Origin of the sequence: Nonomuraea sp. NPDC049725 (assembly GCF_040674795.1) — a bacterium.
Lineage (GTDB): Bacteria > Actinomycetota > Actinomycetes > Streptosporangiales > Streptosporangiaceae > Nonomuraea > Nonomuraea ceibae.
Window position 1 is genome coordinate 75,544 of sequence record NZ_JBFANJ010000012.1, and the last position, 19,141, is coordinate 94,684.

21 protein-coding genes are annotated in these 19,141 nt (G+C 69.1%); 9 read left to right on the top strand and 12 right to left on the bottom strand.

Annotation, left to right across the window (positions count from 1 at the left end; translation table 11 throughout):
* Together AB0J53_RS29315 and AB0J53_RS29320 are read right to left on the bottom strand one after the other, a co-directional pair.
* Positions 1–1,548: an ABC transporter substrate-binding protein gene (locus AB0J53_RS29315; RefSeq protein WP_364178378.1), complete on the bottom strand. Its 1,548-nt coding sequence runs from the start codon at positions 1,546–1,548 to the stop codon at positions 1–3.
* Positions 1,549–1,671: 123 nt separating this feature from the next.
* Positions 1,672–3,156 carry a serine hydrolase domain-containing protein gene (locus AB0J53_RS29320; protein WP_357585937.1) on the bottom strand — a complete coding sequence of 495 codons (1,485 nt, stop codon included), beginning with the start codon at positions 3,154–3,156 and terminating at the stop codon, positions 1,672–1,674.
* A gap of 119 nt (positions 3,157–3,275) precedes the next feature.
* Here AB0J53_RS29320 and AB0J53_RS29325 point away from each other — a divergent pair, with 119 nt between their 5' ends.
* The gene (locus AB0J53_RS29325) at positions 3,276–4,352 is read left to right on the top strand and encodes an alpha/beta hydrolase (RefSeq protein ID WP_364178381.1); all 1,077 of its coding nucleotides are present in this window, start codon (positions 3,276–3,278) and stop codon (positions 4,350–4,352) included.
* 9 nt (positions 4,353–4,361) lie between these two features.
* On the opposite strand, the gene AB0J53_RS29330 is transcribed toward AB0J53_RS29325, so the two are convergent.
* Positions 4,362–5,324 carry a GntR family transcriptional regulator gene (locus AB0J53_RS29330; RefSeq protein ID WP_364178384.1) on the bottom strand — a complete coding sequence of 321 codons (963 nt, stop codon included), beginning with the start codon at positions 5,322–5,324 and terminating at the stop codon, positions 4,362–4,364.
* 171 nt (positions 5,325–5,495) lie between these two features.
* Here AB0J53_RS29330 and AB0J53_RS29335 point away from each other — a divergent pair, with 171 nt between their 5' ends.
* Positions 5,496–6,851 carry a carotenoid oxygenase family protein gene (locus tag AB0J53_RS29335; protein WP_364178387.1) on the top strand — a complete coding sequence of 452 codons (1,356 nt, stop codon included), beginning with the start codon at positions 5,496–5,498 and terminating at the stop codon, positions 6,849–6,851.
* A 17-nt stretch (positions 6,852–6,868) separates the two neighbouring features.
* Here the strand turns inward: AB0J53_RS29335 and AB0J53_RS29340 are convergent, their stop codons facing one another.
* Entirely contained in the window at positions 6,869–7,855 is a 987-nt protein-coding gene (locus tag AB0J53_RS29340; protein WP_364178390.1) for a phosphotransferase, read from the bottom strand.
* A 99-nt stretch (positions 7,856–7,954) separates the two neighbouring features.
* Here AB0J53_RS29340 and AB0J53_RS29345 point away from each other — a divergent pair, with 99 nt between their 5' ends.
* Positions 7,955–8,806, top strand: a complete 852-nt coding sequence (locus AB0J53_RS29345; protein WP_364178393.1) for an aminoglycoside phosphotransferase family protein — start codon at positions 7,955–7,957, stop codon at positions 8,804–8,806.
* On the opposite strand, the gene AB0J53_RS29350 is transcribed toward AB0J53_RS29345, so the two are convergent.
* The gene (locus AB0J53_RS29350) at positions 8,797–9,321 is read right to left on the bottom strand and encodes a MarR family transcriptional regulator (RefSeq protein WP_364178396.1); all 525 of its coding nucleotides are present in this window, start codon (positions 9,319–9,321) and stop codon (positions 8,797–8,799) included. The two genes, AB0J53_RS29345 and AB0J53_RS29350, sit on opposite strands and share 10 nt — an antisense overlap.
* 104 nt (positions 9,322–9,425) lie before the next feature.
* On the opposite strand from AB0J53_RS29350, the gene AB0J53_RS29355 reads away from it, so the two are divergent.
* Positions 9,426–9,935 carry a cupin domain-containing protein gene (locus AB0J53_RS29355; protein ID WP_364178399.1) on the top strand — a complete coding sequence of 170 codons (510 nt, stop codon included), beginning with the start codon at positions 9,426–9,428 and terminating at the stop codon, positions 9,933–9,935.
* Positions 9,936–10,072: 137 nt separating this feature from the next.
* Here the strand turns inward: AB0J53_RS29355 and AB0J53_RS29360 are convergent, their stop codons facing one another.
* The 3 genes from AB0J53_RS29360 to AB0J53_RS29370 all read right to left on the bottom strand — a co-directional run bounded on the left by AB0J53_RS29360 (position 10,073) and on the right by AB0J53_RS29370 (position 11,690).
* Complete coding sequence (locus tag AB0J53_RS29360; protein WP_364178402.1) at positions 10,073–10,711, bottom strand: DsbA family oxidoreductase; 639 nt, start codon at positions 10,709–10,711, stop codon at positions 10,073–10,075.
* Entirely contained in the window at positions 10,708–11,097 is a 390-nt protein-coding gene (locus AB0J53_RS29365) for a RidA family protein (protein ID WP_364178405.1), read from the bottom strand. The genes AB0J53_RS29360 and AB0J53_RS29365 overlap by 4 nt, the downstream gene beginning before the upstream one ends.
* Before the next feature lie 146 nt (positions 11,098–11,243).
* A complete protein-coding gene (locus tag AB0J53_RS29370) occupies positions 11,244–11,690 on the bottom strand; it encodes a hypothetical protein (protein WP_364178408.1) in 447 nt (148 codons plus the stop codon).
* An 855-nt stretch (positions 11,691–12,545) separates the two neighbouring features.
* On the opposite strand from AB0J53_RS29370, the gene AB0J53_RS29375 reads away from it, so the two are divergent.
* Entirely contained in the window at positions 12,546–13,106 is a 561-nt protein-coding gene (locus AB0J53_RS29375; protein WP_364178411.1) for a hypothetical protein, read from the top strand.
* Positions 13,103–13,750, top strand: a complete 648-nt coding sequence (locus AB0J53_RS29380; protein ID WP_364178414.1) for a hypothetical protein — start codon at positions 13,103–13,105, stop codon at positions 13,748–13,750. Before AB0J53_RS29375 ends, AB0J53_RS29380 begins: the two co-directional genes overlap by 4 nt.
* Here AB0J53_RS29380 and AB0J53_RS29385 read toward each other — a convergent pair.
* Both AB0J53_RS29385 and AB0J53_RS29390 read right to left on the bottom strand, forming a co-directional pair.
* Entirely contained in the window at positions 13,684–14,385 is a 702-nt protein-coding gene (locus AB0J53_RS29385) for a hypothetical protein (RefSeq protein ID WP_364178417.1), read from the bottom strand. The two genes, AB0J53_RS29380 and AB0J53_RS29385, sit on opposite strands and share 67 nt — an antisense overlap.
* Positions 14,386–14,704: 319 nt before the next feature.
* Positions 14,705–14,998 carry a hypothetical protein gene (locus AB0J53_RS29390; protein WP_364178420.1) on the bottom strand — a complete coding sequence of 98 codons (294 nt, stop codon included), beginning with the start codon at positions 14,996–14,998 and terminating at the stop codon, positions 14,705–14,707.
* Between the two features lie 87 nt (positions 14,999–15,085).
* On the opposite strand from AB0J53_RS29390, the gene AB0J53_RS29395 reads away from it, so the two are divergent.
* Positions 15,086–15,235, top strand: coding sequence for a hypothetical protein (locus AB0J53_RS29395; RefSeq protein ID WP_364178423.1), 150 nt, complete (start codon positions 15,086–15,088; stop codon positions 15,233–15,235).
* Positions 15,235–15,417: a hypothetical protein gene (locus tag AB0J53_RS29400; protein WP_364178426.1), complete on the top strand. Its 183-nt coding sequence runs from the start codon at positions 15,235–15,237 to the stop codon at positions 15,415–15,417. Before AB0J53_RS29395 ends, AB0J53_RS29400 begins: the two co-directional genes overlap by 1 nt.
* A gap of 88 nt (positions 15,418–15,505) precedes the next feature.
* On the opposite strand, the gene AB0J53_RS29405 is transcribed toward AB0J53_RS29400, so the two are convergent.
* On the bottom strand, positions 15,506–16,354 hold the full coding sequence (locus AB0J53_RS29405) for a hypothetical protein (RefSeq protein WP_364178429.1): 849 nt from the start codon (positions 16,352–16,354) through the stop codon (positions 15,506–15,508).
* 291 nt (positions 16,355–16,645) lie between these two features.
* On the opposite strand from AB0J53_RS29405, the gene AB0J53_RS29410 reads away from it, so the two are divergent.
* The gene (locus AB0J53_RS29410; RefSeq protein ID WP_364178432.1) at positions 16,646–17,623 is read left to right on the top strand and encodes a site-specific integrase; all 978 of its coding nucleotides are present in this window, start codon (positions 16,646–16,648) and stop codon (positions 17,621–17,623) included.
* Positions 17,624–17,821: 198 nt separating this feature from the next.
* On the opposite strand, the gene AB0J53_RS29415 is transcribed toward AB0J53_RS29410, so the two are convergent.
* On the bottom strand, positions 17,822–18,775 hold the full coding sequence (locus tag AB0J53_RS29415) for a TIR domain-containing protein (RefSeq protein ID WP_364178435.1): 954 nt from the start codon (positions 18,773–18,775) through the stop codon (positions 17,822–17,824).
* Between the last annotated feature and the right edge of the window lie 366 nt (positions 18,776–19,141).

Consider the following 19,141-nt stretch of genomic DNA (forward strand, 5'->3'; position numbering starts at 1 on the left):
TCAACGGCCCGCCGGGCGGATCGCCGCGAACAGGTTCATGGTCCACGTGTGGAGCGAGGCGGTGTACTTCTCGTTCAGCGCCGCCGCGTTGTCGGTGTGGAACAGCGGCACGTACGGCACCTGGTCGGCGATCTCCTTCAGCAGCTCGGTGACCTGGGCCGTGCGGGCCTCGCCGGTGGCCGAGACGAGCGCGTCGAGCTTCTCGTCGGTGGCGGCCGAGCCGTAGCCGGAGAAGTTGAAGCCCTGCGGCTCGGCGGAGGCGCGGCTGACCATGTCGGGCAGCACTTCGATCGGCTCGGGCGTGCCGTAGGCCAGGGCCACGTAGTGGACGCCGAGCCGGTCGTGCTCCATCATCCGGGCCGCGTACTGGTCGGACGGGGCGGGCTCCAGCTTGAGCGTGATGCCGATCTTGGCGAGGTCGGCGGCGACGGCCTGCATGACGGTGCCGGTGTCGCCGCCGCTGGCGTAGGGCGCGGCGAGCGTGAACCCGTCCGGATGGCCCGACTTGGCCAGCTCCTCCTTGGCCTTGGCCGGGTCGTAGGCGTGGACGGGCACCGGGGGAGGGGCGTCGCCGTAGACGGCGGTGAGGATCGGCTCGGGCAGCAGCGCGTCGGCGGGGCCGCCGTGCCCGGCCGTCATCAGGTCGGAGATCGCCTTGCGGTTGACCGCGTGCGCGATGGCCCGCCGGACGTGCACGTCGGCCAGCGGCCCGTTCTTGACCGCGAGCGACAGGTAGCTGATGTTGTTGCCCGGGTAGAAGATCGTCTTGACGCCGGGCAGCCCGGTCCACTTGCGCGCGTCGCGGGTGTTGAGGTCGGCGGTGCCGTCGATCTCGCCCGACCGTACGGCCAGCCGCAGCGTCTCGGGGTCGCCGATGCTCTTGACCTCGACCCGGCGCAGCGCGGGCTTCGGCCCCCAGTAGTCCTCGTTGCGCTCCAGCAGCACGCCGGAGGTGAGGGAGAACCGGCTCACCTTGTACGGGCCGGTGCCGAGCGTGCCGACCTCGGGGCTGCCCAGGTCCTTGGGATGCGGTTCGGCCAGCTTGCGGGGGACGACCTGCCAGGCGATGGCCGAGACGGCCAGGAACGCCGGGGCCGGGCGGCTCAGCGTCACCTTGACCTGGTCGTCGCCGACCGGCTCGACCTTCTTGACCATGGTGAAGTAGGAGGCCGCCTGGGAGGCCACCTTCGGGTCGAGGTGGCGGCGCAGCGAGAACGCGGCGTCGTCGGCGGTCAGCGGGCTGCCGTCCGTGAAGCGCACCCCCTTGCGCAGCGTGAACAGGTAGGTGGCCGGGTCGGGCTGGGTCCACCCGGTCGCCAGGTGGGGCGCCGGCCGCCCTCGTTCGTCGAGGGTGACCATGGTGTCGAGGACGGCTGTCTGGACCAGGGTCGACGGGCTGTTGAAGCCGTGCGCGATGTCGAGGCTGCTGGGCGGCGAGGCCGTGGCCCAGACCAGCGTGTCGGCAGGCGGCGGGGTGGCGCCGCCTGCCGAGCAGGCGGTGAGGAGCAGCAGCACGGCTGTCGCGGCGGCGGTCTTCGCAGGAGTCATGTGACCACCTCGGAAGCTGAGTGGCGGGGACAGTCGGACGCTAGAAGCCGGACCGTCCCCGTTCACTGACCGGGCCGCCAAAACCCGCGACCCCCGCCTGGTTGCGCAGGCCAACGAGCGCGCTCAGGCGAACCGGAACCCGCGCAGGCCGCCGCCGCTGATCAGCAGGGCCCCGTCGGCCTCCCGGAGCGTGAACGGCCCGGCCTGCCACAGCCCCGCGGGGGCGGGCTCGACCGGCAGTTCGAGGGTGCGGCCGACGCGCAGCACGCCGTCGCGCACGCTCGCCCGCGCCTCCAGCTCGCCGCTCCACCACTCGCCCTCGGGCGCCGCCTCGCCGGTCGGCGCGGCGGCGGGCCGGAACGTGGTCGGCGGCCGGGCCGCCAGCATCGAGCCCAGGACGAGCGTGTCGCCGGAGCACTCCAGCCACTCCCGGTCCTCCTCGCCCTGCCCGTGCCAGCGGCCGTCGGCGCCCGGGACGAACGTGCCCACGCCGGACACCTCCACCCCGTCGTCGCCGTGCTTGAGCGTCAGCGTCAGGCCGGTGACCGGGTCGTGCCAGTGCTCGTGCGCGGGCGGCGGCAGCGTGCCCGGCTCCCGGCCCGGGTCCGCGAGAGGCTCGCCGAGCAGCAGCTTGGCCAGGCGCTCGGTCAGCGCGAGCGGGTCGATCGCGCGCTGGTTCGACAGCACCGCCACGCCCACGCCCTCGTCCGGCAGCACGAGCAGGTCCGACAGGTAGCCGTGCATGCCGCCCGCGTGCCCGAACGCCGGCCGCCCGGCGACCTCGTAGTGGTAGACGCCGAACGCGTACGGCAGCGTGGTGCCGTCGGCCAGCACGGCACGCTCCAGCAGCGCGTCGCGCAGGTCCGCGCCGAGCACCCGGCCGTCGGTCAGGAAGCCGAACCACGGGGCGAGGTCGCGCACGCTGGTGACCATGCCGCCGTCGCCGACCGCGCTCTCCTGCGTGTCGGCCCGGCGCGTCGGCCCGTCGACGTTGGCGTAGCCGTACGCCATCCGCTCCACGGGCAGCGTCGCGTCGTCGCGGAAGATCGAGTCGTCCATGCCGAGCGGCCCGAACAACCGCTCCCGGGCGAACTCCGCCAGCGACCTGCCGCTGACCCGGCGCACGACGACCGAGGCCAGCACGTACCCGGTGTTGGAGTAGGTGAAGTCCGTGCCGGGCTCGAACGTCGTCCCGCGGAACCGGGCGATGACCTCCAGCAGGCGCTCCTCGGTCATCTCGGCGAGCGGGTGCCCGGTCAGCGCCATGACCGTGTACCACTCCGGCAGGCCGCCCGTGTGCTGGAGGCACTGCCGCAGCGTGACGGGAACCTCCAGGCTCAGCTCCGGCACGTGCCGCCGCACGTCGTCGTCGAGGCCGAGCGCGCCGTCACGGGCCAGCAGCAGCACGCACGCGGCGGTGAACTGCTTGCTCGCGCTCGCGATGTCGAAGCGGGTGTCGGCGTCGATCGGCACGCCGAACTCGACGCACGCCGTGCCCGCCGCGGCCGTGGCGACCGCCTCGCCGCCGGAGTAGACGGCGACGGCCAGCCCCGGGGTGCCGGGGGTGACGAGCGAGGACACCTCTTTCTTGACCAGTTCGAGATTCATGCCCGACAGTATGGCCAGCGGAGCCCGGCCGCCCGTTGGCGTGCGCGACCACGCGCGCGGGCGGATATTTGGCCAGAAGTCCGACGACCGCGCGGGGTTCGCCGCCTAGTTTCCACCGCATGATCCGAGCCCTGCTCATCACCTTGCTGGCGGCCACGCTGCAGGTCCCCACCGCGGCGTCCGCCTCCGCCCCCGAGTCCGTGTCCACGGGTGTCCCGGTGCTGCCCGCGCCGACCGGGACGTACCCCGTCGGCACCGTCTCCCGGGACCTGCTCGACGCCTCCCGCCCCGACCCCTGGGTGGCCGCCGAACGCCGCCGCCTCATGGTGACCGTGTGGTACCCGGCCACCCGCCGCTCCGGCGTCCGCGCCCGGTACGTCACCCCCGAGGAGTCCGCGCTGCTCCTGGCCGCCCAGGGCCTGCCGCCCGGCGACCTGCTGAGCCGGATCCGCGGCCACGCCCGCACCGGCGCCCCGCCCGTGCCCGGCAAGCGCCCGCTCGTCGTCCTCTCGCCCGGCTTCGGCCTGCCCCGCTCGTCGCTGACCGTCCTCGCCGAGGACCTGGCCAGCCACGGGTACGCCGTCGCCGCCGTCGACCACACCTACGAGTCGGCCGCCACCACCTTCCCCGGCGGGCGCACCACCACCTGCCTGGCCTGCGAGATCGAGGACGCGCCCGGGCTCGTCCCGGACATCCGCGCCGCTGACGTGTCGTTCGTCCTCGACCGCCTGGTCCGGGACCGGCGCCTGCCCGTCGACCCGCGCCGGATCGGCATGGCCGGGCACTCCATCGGCGGCAACAGCGCCGCCCACGCCATGACCGCCGACCCCCGCATCGACGCGGGCGCCGTCCTCGACGGGGCGTTCGTCGTCCCGCCGCCGCCCGGCGGCCTCGCCCGGCCGCTCCTGCTGTTCGGCACCCCGGACGTGCCCACCTGGGCGGAGAACTGGCCGCTGCTGACCGGCTGGAAGCGGTGGGCCGAGGTGGCCGGGTCCGAGCACGACTCCTTCACCGACTTCCCGGTGCTCGCCGAGCAGCTCGGCCTGCCCGCCGGCAGCCTGACCGGGGCGCGGGCCGCCGCGATCACCCGGGCGTACGTGCGCGACTTCTTCGACGTCCACCTGCGCGAGCGCCCCGCCACCCTGCTGAACGGCCCGTCCGCGGCCTACCCGGAAGTGACCTTCCGCACCGGATGAAGCGGCTCGTCAACGCGGAGGATCAGCGCGCCGGTGCTGCCGCCCGATCTGGACCGCGGCCCCGTCGAGCAGGAGCTGGAGCCCGGCCTCGAAGAACGCGGTCAGGTCGAAGCCCAGCCGGTCGTCGATCGGCGCCGCACCCGTCGAGAGCGCGGCGCGCAGGGACGGCAGGTGGGCGACGTACCACTGGTCGGGTGACAGCCCGGTGTGCCGCTCCGCGTCGCGTTGCGCCTCGAGGTTCGTGGCCGTCCCCCTGACGTGGTTGGCCACGGCCCACCACACCAGGCGGGCCGCCTCGGGGTCGAGCCCGAGCTTCAGCACGGCGCTCATGCCCCAGGCGCCGAACCTGAGCAGGTGGGGCAGCGGCTGCGGATGGGTGAGCGACATGAGCCGGGGCAGCCAGGGATGCCGCAGGTAGAGACGCCACTGCAGCCGCGCCGCGAGCTCCAGGTGGGCCCGCCAGCCCGGGGGCGGCTCCTCGGGCAGCTCCAGCTCGCCGAACGCGGTGTCGGCCATGAGCACGGCCAGCTCCTCCTTGCCGCGCAGCAGTCCGTACAGCGACATGGTGGGCATGCCGAGCTTCGCCGCGATGGCGCGCATCGACACCGATTCGAAGCCCTCCGCGTCGGCGAGGGCGATCGCGGCGCGTACGACCCGGTCGCGCTCCCCGTCGGGGCCGGTCGCCGCAGGTCGCGACCGGCGCGCCCGGCCCTCCCCGGGCCGGGGCGCGCCCGGCGCGGGGTCGGCCACGACGGTGCCGACGCGGGGGACGGCCACCACCCGGCCCTGCCGGCGCAGGGTGTCGAGCGCCTTGGTGGCGGTCGCGGTGGCCACGCCCCACTCCGCGGCGGCCTGTCTGATGGACGGGACGCGGTCGCCCGGCCGCAGCGCGCCCGTGTCGATGCGCCGCTGGATCTCCCGCACGATCCGCAGGTAGGGCGGCGGCGCGGAGCCGCTCCCGGTCCGCCGCATGGCCGATCCTCTCCTGTACTAGGGCAGTTGTGCGCCTGCCGCAGCGGCCGGATTCCGCCTGGTGAACCGCTCGCTCCCTGGCCTAGCGCATCCCGCCGGCCTCGGTCGCCGCGCGCCGCCCGGCTGTACCGTCTCGCTTCGTACACCGTACAGCCGATCGACGAGGTGAGCATGGACCGCTACGACCGTTACCTTGACGGGCCCTTCGCCCCCGTCAAGGAGGAGGTCACCGCTTACGACCTGCCCGTGACCGGGCGGCTGCCCGCCGAGCTGAACGGCCGCTACCTGCGCCTGGGCCCGAACCCGCTCGGCGTGGAGGACCCCGTCACGCACTTCTGGGCCTTCGGCGCGGGCATGGTGCACGGCGTGCGGATCCGCGACGGCCGGGCCGAGTGGTACCGCAACCGCTGGGTCCGCTCGGCGGAGGTCGCCGACGCGCTCGACCGGATGGAACGCGGCCTGGAACCGCCCGCCTTCCTGCCGCCCTCCCCGAACATCCACGTGCTCCGCCACGCCGGACGCACCCTCGCCCTGTCGGAGGCGGGCGGGCCGCCCCACGAACTCGGCTACGAGCTCGACACCATCGGCACATGCCCCCTGGCCGCCACCCGCGAGGGCTCCAGCGCCAACGCGCACTCCAAGGTCGACCCGCGCACCGGCGACCTGCACTCGCTCGCGTACCTGCCGGGACGCCCGTTCGCCCAGCACGTCGTCACCGACCCGGCCGGGACGGTCACCCACGTCGCCGACCTCCCGCTGCCCGGCGACCTGCCGTTCCTCCACGACTTCGCGCTGTCGGAGAACTTCGTGGTCGTCTTCGACATCCCGCTGACCTTCGACCTGGACGCGATGCGCTTCCGCTGGAACCCCGCGCACCAGGCCCACGTCGGCGTCCTGCCCCGGACCGGCGGGCAGGTCCGCTGGCTGCCCGCCGAGCCCTTCTACGTCAGCCACGTCCTCAACGCCTACGACGACGGCTCGACGATCACCGTCGACCTGATCGCCGCCGACGGCCCCGTGGACGTCGCCGACCCCGGCGGCATCAGCCCCAGGCTCGACCGCTGGCGCATCGACCTGCGCACCGGGCGGCTGGAACAGCGGTGCGTGGACGACCGGCCCCAGGACTTCCCGCGCGTGAACGACGCCTACGCCTCCCGGCAGCACCGCTACGGCTACTCCGCCGTCACCCCCGTGTACGGCATGCGGTTCACCCCCGGCGGCCCCCACCCCGACGACGCGTTCACCAACGCGCTCGTCAAGCACGACCTGGTACGGGGCACGACGGAGGTGCACGGGTTCGCGCGGGACGCCGCCGTCGGCGAGGCCGCCTTCGCCCCGGACCCGGGCGACACCCAGGGCGCCGAGGACGCCGGATACCTGATGGCCTACGTCGCCGACCCCGAGCGCGGCGCCTCCGACCTGGTGATCCTGTCCGCGCAGGACTTCACCGGACCGCCCGTGGCCCGCGTCCACCTGCCCGTACGCGTGCCGCTCGGCTTCCACGGCAACTGGATCCCGGACGCCTGACCACCCGGCCGGCGCCGTCAGGGGCGTAGCCGGTGGAACAGCTCCACCCGGGCGCGGGCGTACGCGATGTCCTCCTCGTCGTGCTTCACCCCCGAGCGCACGGCCTTGGCGAAGTAGGCGTGCTCCCTGCGGAGCTTGTGCCTGACGAGCTGGGCCAGCGACTCCTCGTCCAGGTGGCCGGCCGTGCCGCCCGCCTCGTGGTACGCGGCCACGAACTCCTTGCTCGGCCCGGTCAGGTCGTCACCCCATTCCAGTGCGGCGGCGGCCAGCTCCAGCTCGGGGGCGCCGACGAAGGACTCGTCCCAGTCGTAGACCGCCACGATCCGGCCGTCCCTGACGAGGGTGTTGCCGGTGTAGTAGTCGCCGTGCAGGGGGTGGCGCACGGGGTGCGCGGCATGGCAGGCGACCAGCCACCGGTCCAGCTCGGGATCCTGGAGGTCGGGGTCCCCTGACTGGGGCTCCAGGCTGGGGTTCTTCGGCTCGGGCTTCTCCAGACCGGGGTCCTTTGTCTGGCGCTCCAGGCCGGGCTCTTTCGGCTCGGCTTCGGGCCGGGGCGGGGGGCCGTACAGGCCGGACTCCTGGAAGGCGGGCACCGGGCGGGGGCCGGGGCGGAAGCCGGCGAGTGACCGGTGGAGCCGGGCCAGCAGCCGCGCACCCGCCTCGCGCTGGGCCGGCACGTCGGAATCCGCCCAGGAGCCCTCGACATACGGCCAGCAGGAGATCGGCCGGCCGGCCACGACGACGACCGTCGCCGTCCCGTCGGCGGCCGGCAGCGGGGCGACGGCCTCGGGGAGGCCGGCGGCGGCGTGCCGGGCGATCGCGTGGCACCACTCCGACTCGGCGGCGGAGCGCCCTACGGGGCCGACGCGGATGACGTGACCGTCGAGGCGGTACGCGGCGGACTCCTCACCGCCGTGCAACCGCTCACCCTCTCCCTCGACCCCCCAGGCCAGGGCCACGGCTTCGCGGATCTCGCGGGTCAGCGGCGTCTTGGCGTAGATCATTCCGCCAACCTATATGCTCTAATGTCGCAAGTGCGTCCTGGTCGCGAGAGGGCGAGGAGCCGGTGGACAGCCGGTGACGGAAAGGACGGCCCGCGTCTCATGCAGCTCCCGCCGTCGCATCGCGCTCTGCTGAGCCGCCTGCTGCCGGGCGTCACGCCGGAGGACCTCACCGTCCGTCAAGGACAGTTCCACCAGGTGGTGATCGGCGCGGACCGTGTCGTGTGCCTGCCGCGCACCGACGCCGCGGCCGCCCGGCTGCCGCATCGGGCCGCCATTCTGCGCCTGCTCGCCGCGCTCGATCTCGGCTTCGCCACGCCTCGGCCGCTGGAGGAAGGCAGCGCCGACGGGCTGCCCTATCTCGTTCTCAGCCGCGTTCCCGGGGCCCCGCTGGAGGCCGAGGCGCTCGAAGATCCCCAGGTGGCCGAGGCCGCGGCGACGCAGTACGTCACGCTGCTGACCGCACTGGCCAGGAACGGCGCCTCGGACAAGGCGCGAGCGGCTCTGCCGGCGCCACGAGACCGCTGGCGGCGGTTCGCGGCGGACGTCCGCGCCGAGCTGTTCGGGCTCATGTCCGACGGCGGGCGTCAGCGGGCCGAGCGGGAGCTCGCCGCGCTCGACGGCCTTCCCCATCTCACTGACGCGGTCGTGCACGGCGATCTCGGCGCGGAGAACGTGCTGTGGGAGCGCAAGGACGGCCTGCCGGTGCTCAGCGGCGTGATCGACTGGGACGAGGTCACGATCGGCGACCCCGCCGAGGACCTGGCGGCCGTCGCGGCCAGTTACGGCGCGAGCTTCCTGAACCGGGTTCTCACCCTGGACGCCCGGCCGGACAGCACGATGACCGCCCGCATCGCCGTCATCCGCGCCACCTTCGCCCTGCAGCAGGCCCTGTCCGCCCACCGGGACGGCGACGAGGAAGAGCTGGCGGACGGCCTGGCCGGTTACTGCTGATCGGCGGGCGGGCCGGTGTCGGCGGGTGTGTCGCCGTGAGACTCCAGCAGCCCGGCGAGCGTGGCCTCCAGGCGCCGGCGTTCGCCGGCGTCGAGGCTCTCCACGAGGCGGGCCTCGTTGGCCAGGTGGAGGGGGAGGACCCGGTCGATCAGCTCAAGCCCGTGCGGTGTGAGGCGGATCCTGACCGAGCGCCGGTCGTTGGCGTCGGGCGTCCGGGTGACCAGGCCCTTCGCGGCCATCCGGTCGACCCGCAGCGTGATCGCCCCGGTGGTGACGAGGGACGCCTTGAGGAAGGCCTTCGCGGTCAGCTCGTACGGCTCTCCTGAGCGCCGCAGCGTGGACAGGACGTCGAACTCGCCGGGCTCCAGGCCGTGCTCGCCCAGGAAGTCCTTGATCTCCTTGTCCCAGAGCCGCGACAGCCGCATGAGCCGCCCCACGATGCCGATCGGCGAGACGTCGAGGTCCGGCCGTTCGCGCCTCCACTGCTCCAGCACCGACTCCACCGCGTCCGCCACGCATCCTCCACTCTCAGAATAGCTGAGCGCTCATTTAATTGACACTCACGTAAGTGCTGGTTATCTTAGCACTCACCTAATCTGCCCTCGTGCAAGGAGTGCGCATGTCCTACCCCGATCCTCGCTACTTCGGCGAACACGGCGAGATCAACGCCACCTTCCGTCCCGCGACCAGCGCGCCCGACTTCATCTCCCCGCCCGTCGCCACCGACAGCCCCACCGTCGCGCGGGGCACCGCCTACCACTACCTGTCCACCACCGTCTCCACCAGCGGTGAGTACGGCCTGTACCGGGTGGACATGGGCCCCGAAGTCAGCGGACCCAGCACCCACTTCCACAAGGCGATGTCGGAGTCGTTCTTCATCCTGTCCGGCACCATGCGGCTGTTCGACGGCCGGCAGTGGATCGACGCCACCTCCGGCGACTACCTGTACGTGCCGGTGGGCGGGCTGCACGCCTTCCGCAACGAATCCGGCGAACCCGCCTCCATGCTCATGCTCTTCGCCCCCGGCGCACCGCGAGAGGGATACTTCGAAGGCGTCACCGAGCTGGGCGGCCTCAGCGAAGAAGAGCGCGCGGAGTTCTTCGTCCGCCATGACAGCTTCTTCGTCTGAAGCCACCGCCTGCTCTTCCTTCACCGGCACCACCCCGCCCCGGCGAAGGCTGCTCGGGAAGCACAGCTGAGAGGCCGCGAGCACCACGGCCGCCTTCCTCAGCAACCCCTCCGTCGTGAGCACCGCGGCCGCCTTCCTCAGCAACCCTCCACGCCGCAGGAGGTCTTCCCGGAAGCCTCCACCGCCTTGATCGCTTCGAGTCTGTCCAGGACCTCGCGGAGCGCGTCAGGCCGGGGAACCCCCTCGATCCGGTACGTGCCGTCGACGATGATCGTCGGGACCGAGCGGATCTGCAGATCCTGCGCCTGCTGAAGCGCGGCCCGATGCGCCTCGCCGTACCGGCCGTCGAGGAGCGCGGCACGGAACTCCTCCGCGTCGAGGCCCAGCTCCGCGGCCAGGTCCGCCAGCACGTCCAGGTCGCCGATGTCGAGGCCGTCCTCGAAGAACGCCCGCAGCAGCCGGTCGTTGTACGCCTCGGCGTCGCCGTGCTCCCTGGCGTACTGGTAGCCCTCGAAGGCCAGTCGCGTGTACGGCTGAGGCGAGACGTCGGGCAGGTGGATGCCGACACCCATCCGTTCGGCCATCGGGTAGATCGTCTGCTTCCAGATGTTCTGGAGGTAGTCGCCCTCGGGCTCCAGCGTCGGAACGGGCTCGGGACGCAGCTCGAACGGCATCCACTCGATCTCGACGTCACGCCCGGCGACGGCCTCCTGGATCGGCCCCTTGGCCAGCAGGCAGAACGGGCAGACGTAGTCGGACCAGATCTGGATCTTCATGACCGTGCCACGGCGGTCGCGTCGACCTCGATCTGCCAGTCGGCCTGGGCGAGGCGGGAGATCTGGATCAGGGTGTCGGCGGGGTAGGGCTCGGTGAAGAACTCTTTGCGCAGTTTGATGATGGTGTCGAGGTTGGGTTCGAGGTCGGTGACGAGGATGGTGACCTTGACGGCGTCGGCGAGGCTGGATCCGGCTTCTTTGAGGACGCGGTCGAGGTTGGTGAAGGCCTGTCGGGCCTGGGTTTCGAAGTCGTGGCTGACGGTGACGCCGTTGTGGTCGAAGCCGGCTTGGCCGGAGGTGTAGACGAGGTCGCCGACTTTGATGGCTTGTGAGATGGCGTAGGGCTCGTACCAGTCGGGGGTGGTGCTGATGCGTTCGCGCTTCATGACATCTCCTTGCATGTACGTACATGTTTTGTCTGTGCAAGAAGATGTTGCATGTACATGTATGCATTTGTCAACCCGGATCGCCCGGGCGGTGGCCGGGAAGTCGTCGTTGCTGAACCCTCGCGCCTACACCCCGCGCGGACCGGTCAACTGGGCGAAAGCGCCGGACACGGCCGACGTCCCCTGCACTGCTCCTCCGCGCACCCGGGAACCTTCTCCAGCTCATAACCTTGCTCCGGAGTGCCGATCGCGGTGAACACGATCCTGTAGCACCGCTCGTACCACTCCGTGCCGAGCATCATCCCCGCCTCAACCGGAACGGACGTCGAGATGACCAGGGTCCGCCCGTCGGGGCGCGCCGCCTTGGACGCCCACCCGCCGGCCGCGGCCTGCCACGAACTCCCCGCCGGATCCCGCCGGAGCGCCTGGCTGACCAGCTCTGCCCGGCTGCTGAGAGCCCGTTCGGCGCGATCCTCGATCTGGGATTCGAGCATCGCGCTGAACACCATCAACGGGGCGACCACGATCAAAAGCGCCACAACGATCACCCCCAGGCCGACCATATGGCGCCGTACGAGATCCTCGGAACTCATGCCGCCTCGCCCTCGATAAGGAAGTGCACCTGTCGAAAACGCCGCCCAGGGCACCCTCTCCCGCCCTGGCAAAGTTTACGGGAGATGTATTCCATTCCGGGCCGACTGCTGATGCTGCACATCCGACTTCGACATAGAGCGGCTCCAAGCCGAACAAACCCGGGGGCTTGAACTATCCAATGGTGTGCAACGGTTGAACATGGCAGAGTGATCGTCAACATCCCCGCCGCCTCCAACCTCAACCGCGATCGCCCATAGAAGGCGGCGGATACGGCACTAGGTCAAGGAGAACAGAACAGTGACCGATGCCGACCGGCGATTCCCGGTTACGCCATCGGAGCACACCCTGCGGGCTTCAGCGATATCAACCGCCACAGCTTCGCCGCCGGAGCGTGCTGATAGTGGCCTGCGCAGTGGTCGTAACCCTTGCCGTGATGCATCACTCCGTCAACGTCGGCCCCGGTCCTGTCAGTCACGGCGACGCCGTCATATCCATCGCAACCGGCCAGGTAGACGGACGGCCGATCGTCGTCTCTGGCGGATTGGGCGCCGCGGTACGGATATGGGACCTGACGACGAGAAGACAAATCGGAGACCCGCTGATGTGATGAATTCCCCTGGAGCCAAAACAACGCAAGGCGCTGCGAATGCGAACGGGCATTTCTCCATCAAGGCCATATCGGCGGCACACAACACGTCCCACGGCGGCACGTTGGGGGGGTGGTATACGAAACGACGGGTGATACCAGGCGACAGCTTCTGGTATGAGATCATTCCTTAAAGATACGTTCCAATAGGTGGCCGTCGGCTTCGCCGGCGGCCACCTCGCCATCCGATACCCCGAATCGGAGCATCGTGACGAGTCGCAACAAATTAGACCAATGGTCGTATTTCGAGGAGCGAGGCCTGGCGGAGAGGTTCGAGTGTTCGTGGGTCGAGGCGCCCGACTACCGCGCGGTGGTCGCCGCGCTGCGGGCGGAGGAGGAGACACTCGCCTGTGACCTGGACCAGGCGCGGCGGTGGTATCGCACCTACTCGGAAGAGGACCTCGTCTGGGTGGCCGAGCAGAGCCCCGGCTGGGTCAAGATGTTCGCCGTGTCCGGACTATCCCCGTGGCGCGCCCTCGATTCGCTCCCGCAGCCGGGCGGGCGGGCCTACCATCTGGCCTATTACGCGGGCGAAATCACCGAACCGGTCTATTTCAACGGGGACGAGTGGGAGGACACCATCCCCGACGATCACTGGGACCGTCCCAGACAAGAGGGAGCAGATCTCGTCGGCTCCCCTGTCATCGGCCGGGAGATGAACTTCTACCTCGCCGCGCTGGCGTACGCGACCGGCCGGTTCATCGACGACACCTGGTTCACCACACCAGGGCTGCTCTGCCGCATCCCGAAAGGGACCTGGCCCCAGTGACTGACCAGTGGAAGTACCTGCTCGGCGCGGGACTGGGCCGCGGCTTCATCGGCACCTGGGTCGAGTCGGGCGATGCCGAGGCTGTGGCCGCCCTGCTCGGCGCGGATCTCGCCTCCTGCCAGGACTGCGACCTGGCCACCGCCATGACCCACTACCGGCCGATGGCTTTCACCGAACGCATATGGACCGGCCCGCACGCCGACGGCTGGACGCACGCCCTCACCATCAGCGGCCCACCCCCGGTGACCACGGGCCTGACGGAAGCGGGCCTGCGTTTCCTCCAGATCCGCACCCTGGGCGCCTACGTCTACGATCTTCTTTACGGCGACGGCGTCACGACCGCCTGGGCGACTCAACGCTGGTACGGCGAGGTCATCACCGAACCCGGGTCTATGGTCGAACCGTACCTCCGGGAAGCCGGGCCGCCCACGAACATCCCGGAGGCCGTACGCTCCGGATCTGAAATCACCGAACCCGAGGACCACAATCAGGCCTGCCTGGAGACCTATCTCTTCCTCGCCGGGCGCATGAGCGGCCGCTTCATCGACCGTGAATGGCTGAGCGAAAGGAGAAGCCTCTACGCCGTCCGATTGCCGCAGATACCCGCCGGGCTGAGAGTACGGTTCGCGAGTTGGCGCCCGTGATTTCTCGCAGGCCGGACCATGTCGCGGGTCAGCATTGCCGGAGAGAACGCCTGCTCCAGCCGGTCATCCTCATGCGCGAACGCCTCGTCGATCACGCCCAGGTCGAGCGGCGGCCCGTGGCCGGCCTTCTCCGTGTTCGCGGTGATGCCCAGCTTGGAACGAGTGCGCGACCAGATGATGGCCTCGTTGCCGTTCGACATCCGGGTGCGGTACTTGCTGGCCAGCGACGAGCCGTCCATGGTGACCAGGAACTCGTCCTCGAACCGCTCCCGGGCCATGCCGCGCGTCTGCGCCGCGTACTCCACCCGCTGCCGCTGCCAGGCCGCGATCCGGTGCAACATCAGCCCGAGGATCTGCTGCGTCTTGCCCTGCTGGCGCGGCACCGACAGCCCGACCTCGCGGTGCGCGCACAGGCCCGTGGCGGGGTCGATCTCCAGCGCGACGTCCAGCACGTAGCGCTGCCACGGCATCGGCGGGTAGCCGAGCCGCTCCATCACCTTCCACGCCTTCGGCCCCAGCGAGGGGAACTCCGGCCGGCGCGGCGTGCCCCACATCGGCGGGCACTCCAGCCCGTACAGCTCCAGGCACTGCGAGGCGAACTCCGTAGGGGGTGCCCAGGTCGTCGAGGTCGTCATCGTCCTCCCCTGGAGCCCGAGCGGCCAGCAGTTGCGCGAGCGTCGCTCGCAGTTCCCGATTGAGCTGGGGCAGGGACTTGCCCTCCTCGCCGCCGCCCGCGTCGATCTCGTGCGCGAGCCGGTAGGCCATCTCCGATAGCGACGGCTCGACGCCCACCAGGTCGCCGAGTTGCTCGACGTCGTCACGCACGGCCTTCTCGACCGGCCCCATGACCACCTCCATGATCGTCCGTTGGTGATCGGCGCTCGGGGAGAAAAAGGGAGGCTAGGCGCGGGGTCGTCCAGCCCTCTGATCAAAAGGCTCTAACCTGCGGAAACGTCACGGGCCTGCGTACCAGTCGCGCGACGTGCGAACCCCCTGCTGCACAGGCCGGTTGCCTCGTTCGGTGTTGCACTTTCTGCCGCACACCAGGCATGGGGTGTTCGCTCCATGTGCTGGCCTCATCATGTGCGGGTCGACGGGCTGGTCTGCGTCGATGCTGATGGGGATGAGGTGGTCGGCTTCGCCTGCGCCGTCGTGCCCGCAGATGTGGCAGACGGTGCCGTACGTCTCGAACATCTTGGTGCGTGCTGTGCGGTAGGGGCGGCCGGTGCGGTGCTTGTTGTTGCGCATGGCTACCGCCTCAGGTCAAGGGCTAGCTCTGCTGCCTCAACTGCCGCATCGTCGAAGGATCGGAACGTTCGGGCGAGGGGAGTCGGCATGGTGGATTGGGACGTGGACGCCGCACAGGCTTTCGCGGACGGCGAGCTGGACAAGGCTCACGTGGCAGCACTGATGGCCGTAGCGAGGGAACTGCGGCTCCTACAAGGGAAGATCGAGGACTTGACCAAAGCGGTGAAGGGCGAGTGATGGAGACCGGGTTCGACTACGAACTGAAGGCGTACGAGGCGCTTGGGGAAGGGAAGGTGGATGAGGCACAGGTCTGGGCGACGCTGCACCAAGCTCGAATGACCCGTGAGCTCAAGGAAGTGACGGAGCAAACCAAGGAACTGCTCAGCGAGTGGAAGAAGCTGGCTGCCGGTCTTCCATAGGCAGACATGCGGAAGGGCCCGGCGTTGGCCAGGCCCTTCCGATACGTCTCGCAGGTTAGATGGTCGAAGCATGTCACCTGATCGTTGACTACGCAACTATCTGCGGTCTGTCCATCAGGTCGAGCACATCACCCACCCTGAACAGCGTGTGCCCGTGCGCGTCGAGGCCGACCGGCGTCAGGCGCTGCCGGTGTACCCAAGTGCGGATCAGGGTCGGGGTGATGGATCCCACGAGACTGGTCAGTGCTCGGGCGATGTCGGCGGCCGGGAGGCGTAGTTCCTCTATCTCGGCGAGCATCCATTTGCGTCGGGCCTGCACGCCGTACGAGATGCGGTGTCCCTCGTCGTCAAGGCAGACGGGGCAGGTGACGAGGGAGGCGCTCGGGCGGGCGTACATGTCGGTGCCGCAGTGGTCGCAGGGTCCGGCGTACACCTTGTCGGCGGGCCAGTCGATGGTGCGGCGCGCGTTGCGGATGGCGTCGGTGAGCTGCTCGACGGCCTCGGTGGCGTGCTGCCCGGCGAGGAGCACGGGCAGGTGCCGCAGCAGCCACCGGGCGTGCCCGGCCGTGGACGGGCCGGGCGTGGTGGACAGGGTGATGTGCAGGCAGGTGTGGTGTCGGCAGGCGGGTGCGCAGACGGGGCCGGCCACGATGGGCGCGGTGTCGTGCAGGTGCCCGGTCCATGCGGCGAGCGTGGTGTGCAGCAGGGTGGCGGCGTCGGTGGCGTGCTGGTCGTAGGGGAGCGGGCGCTCGGTGCCGCGGGGGCCGCCGCCGTCTCCGATGCGGACTTGGCGGGCGAGGGCGAGTTCGAGGTGGTGGGCGAGGCTGGGCGTGTCGCCGAGGTCGCGTTCGAGTTCGCTGGTGCAGGCGGCGCAGACGCGGTGCGCGGCGGGCATGGGGCGGGCGCACCATGCGATGGGGCAGGCGATGCGGGCCATCTGTACCTCCCTGGAGGTGTGCTGCTGGGGACGTCGTGGGAGGGTGTGGGGGTGGCCGCCCCTGTTACCGGCAGGGGCGGCCTTTGTGCTGTCCACGGGGCGTGGCGTTCGAGTGCGTCGTTGGCGGCGCGGACCTTGGCGCTGATGCGGTTGACTCGGTCGGCGGCGGCATTAGCATCGTCGATGCGCTGCTGGAGGAGTTCGCGACTGCGCTTGTTGGCGTGGTCGCGGTCAGTGCGGGCGTCGGTGAGTTCGGCCTTGAGGTAGGTGCGCTCGGCCCAGAGGAAGGTGTTGTCCGCCCGGACGATCGCGTACTGCCACGCTGTTCTGCGCAAGGCGCTGGCGGACGCGGTGGACGACGAGCTGATCGGCCGGAACGTGTGCCTGCTGGTGGACGCGCCGAGCGTCGAGCGGATGGAGTTCAAGCCGCTGACGAAGGAGGAGGCCGCGCGGCTGCTGGCCGAGGCCGCCGAGGATCGGCTCTGGTGCTACTGGATCGTGCTGCTGGCGTTCGGCCTACGCCGCGGCGAGGGCCTCGGGATGCGGTGGTCGCACGTCGACTTCGAGGCCGGGACGGTCAAGCTGGCGAAGTCGGTTCAGCGGCTGCGGGGCGAGGTCGACGAGGCGACCGGCCGCCGGCGCGGCAAGCTGGTGGAGAAGAAGCTGAAGACGTCGGCGAGCATGGGGACGGTGGCCATCCCGAAGACGGCTCTGCAGGCGTTGAAGGAGCATCACAAGGCGCAGGCCGCCGACCGGCTGGCGGCCGAGGTGTGGCGCGATCCCGACCTGGTGTTCACGACGGGCCTCGGCACGCCGCTGGAGCCGAGGAACGTCAACCGGTCGTGGTATGCGCTGTGTAAACGGGCGGACATCCGCCAGGGCGAAGAGGATCGGATCCGCATTCACGACCTCCGGCACGCCTGTGCCACGTTCCTGTTCGCCGAGGGGGCCGACATCAAGGTGATCCAGTCGGTGCTGCGCCATGCCAGGAAGTCGACGACGGAGGACATCTACACGCACGTGCTCGACGAGGTGAAGCGCGGCGCGGCCGACACGATGGACGGAGTGCTGTCGAGCCTGACGAGCCCCAGGTCAAGGCGAGGGAGGTGGTGTCGTGAGCGCGTTGCTACACGCGTTGCTACATATGCGATCTTGGCTCACGAGGCGATCAAGGGATCGCCTGGTCAAGATAGCGCGCCCTGCAGGATTCGAACCTGCGACCGTCGGATTAGAAGGCAGCAGGTTCTGACAGACCTTAAGGGTCTTTGACCTGGCGCTCTCTCAGCACGCCCTTCTGGTGAAGATTCGCTTGGGCGAACATTGGGCAAATGATCATGTCGGACGCTACTACCGCTCACAGCCCGCGCGACCGCTTAGATCTTCATGCGCTGCATCGACGTCACGCCTGATACACATGCCCTGCTCCACGCGTGCCCGTCAAATGGGACAAGAGGAAGTATTGACCGATCAGTTCGAGACAATCTCCAGATTGGAGAAATCTAGATGCTCGATGCAATTACGGGCGCACTCGATGCACTGATCTCCCACGCCAACGTTAATCATTTGACATGCCACCAAGGTCGCATTATCAGCCGAGTAATCCATCACATCTTCATCTTCATGCAGCATTGTATCCATCCACCCAACTTCGACAATGTCAGCTTCCTCATGAGCATCTTCTGGCTCTCGAAGTTTGTGAGTGAAGCCCAAAGGACTGAGGCCGCGCAGGATTTCCAGTGCTTGAACAGGCGGGATGGAGATGTCTCTTCGAATCAAATCCAGACTCATATGGACATTATCCGGCAACTCTTCCTTGCACCCAACGAGAAATATATGACCAATCAACCGACGTTCATCGATGGTCATCCTGAGCAGATCCCTGAAGAAAGAGTGCACGATCTTACTAACGTAGTGCTCCTCATCCTCGTCGAACACCTCAAGCGCCGTGTACAAGCCCGTTAGATCCACTGGCACATAGTTCCGCTTAATGCGCGGTCCAAGCTTCAAGCAAATCAGCTCAGCAAGCTCTCCAGGAGACGTCGTCCTTGCATCAATGTAAGCCACCGTAGGCCGGAGACCGGGAATATCAGTATCGTCGAACTTGACGGGCAGGACGTACTCAGAACTCTCTTGCAGCGCTCTCGCCTGTGCGCTCTTCCTTTCATGCGACGTCCACACCTTCTCGGCATAGTTTGCAGAGGCGAATAGGATGCAGTAATGTGCAGATTTGCGATAGATCCAATCTAGGTGCTCATAGAGATCTTTTCCCCATAGAGTGGCCTTCTCATAATCGTCGTAGAAGAGCCGCACTCCTCTTTGGCGTAACTCCTGCGCCACTTCTTGAACGTACCCGCGTTCTTCGCCAGCAAAGGACAGGCATACGTCATACTCGTGAGAAGCCGAGGAGGCATCCAGTTCCACAGGCCAATGATACGACCGCTCTCCCAAGTTGTGTACAGCCTGCCTGTCTTTACCACTCCCCGAGGCGCAGGGGTCGAGCAAATGAGTGTGGTTCAGCACGCTGAGCGGATGAGAACAGCGCCCGTGGCCGAAAGCACCAGCCGCGGTGCACCGGGACGCACATTTCGCAGGTGAGGCTCATCTGCCTCCGCTCGTGCATGTAGATCAACATTAGTCGTCGCAACGACCGCAGCTTGGTTATGCCGCCCATCGGTCTCGACATCAGCGCGTATCGAACTGTCACCGTGAGTAATCAAAGCGTTGGTGCAGCCACCCAGTTCCACGGGTCCAAGTGGGCTCCAGTTCAGAGCGCGGGACCTTCTAGAA

Excerpts from the sequence above, each read along its gene's own strand:
- AB0J53_RS29315 (WP_364178378.1), bottom strand. The coding sequence starts at position 1,548 with ATGACTCCTGCGAAGACCGCCGCCGCGACAGCCGTGCTGCTGCTCCTC.
- AB0J53_RS29320 (WP_357585937.1), bottom strand. The coding sequence starts at position 3,156 with ATGAATCTCGAACTGGTCAAGAAAGAGGTGTCCTCGCTCGTCACCCCC.
- AB0J53_RS29325 (WP_364178381.1), top strand. The coding sequence starts at position 3,276 with ATGATCCGAGCCCTGCTCATCACCTTGCTGGCGGCCACGCTGCAGGTC.
- AB0J53_RS29330 (WP_364178384.1), bottom strand. The coding sequence starts at position 5,324 with ATGCGGCGGACCGGGAGCGGCTCCGCGCCGCCGCCCTACCTGCGGATC.
- AB0J53_RS29335 (WP_364178387.1), top strand. The coding sequence starts at position 5,496 with ATGGACCGCTACGACCGTTACCTTGACGGGCCCTTCGCCCCCGTCAAG.
- AB0J53_RS29340 (WP_364178390.1), bottom strand. The coding sequence starts at position 7,855 with ATGATCTACGCCAAGACGCCGCTGACCCGCGAGATCCGCGAAGCCGTG.
- AB0J53_RS29345 (WP_364178393.1), top strand. The coding sequence starts at position 7,955 with ATGCAGCTCCCGCCGTCGCATCGCGCTCTGCTGAGCCGCCTGCTGCCG.
- AB0J53_RS29355 (WP_364178399.1), top strand. The coding sequence starts at position 9,426 with ATGTCCTACCCCGATCCTCGCTACTTCGGCGAACACGGCGAGATCAAC.
- AB0J53_RS29360 (WP_364178402.1), bottom strand. The coding sequence starts at position 10,711 with ATGAAGATCCAGATCTGGTCCGACTACGTCTGCCCGTTCTGCCTGCTG.
- AB0J53_RS29365 (WP_364178405.1), bottom strand. The coding sequence starts at position 11,097 with ATGAAGCGCGAACGCATCAGCACCACCCCCGACTGGTACGAGCCCTAC.
- AB0J53_RS29370 (WP_364178408.1), bottom strand. The coding sequence starts at position 11,690 with ATGAGTTCCGAGGATCTCGTACGGCGCCATATGGTCGGCCTGGGGGTG.
- AB0J53_RS29385 (WP_364178417.1), bottom strand. The coding sequence starts at position 14,385 with ATGACGACCTCGACGACCTGGGCACCCCCTACGGAGTTCGCCTCGCAG.
- AB0J53_RS29390 (WP_364178420.1), bottom strand. The coding sequence starts at position 14,998 with ATGCGCAACAACAAGCACCGCACCGGCCGCCCCTACCGCACAGCACGC.
- AB0J53_RS29395 (WP_364178423.1), top strand. The coding sequence starts at position 15,086 with ATGGTGGATTGGGACGTGGACGCCGCACAGGCTTTCGCGGACGGCGAG.
- AB0J53_RS29400 (WP_364178426.1), top strand. The coding sequence starts at position 15,235 with ATGGAGACCGGGTTCGACTACGAACTGAAGGCGTACGAGGCGCTTGGG.
- AB0J53_RS29405 (WP_364178429.1), bottom strand. The coding sequence starts at position 16,354 with ATGGCCCGCATCGCCTGCCCCATCGCATGGTGCGCCCGCCCCATGCCC.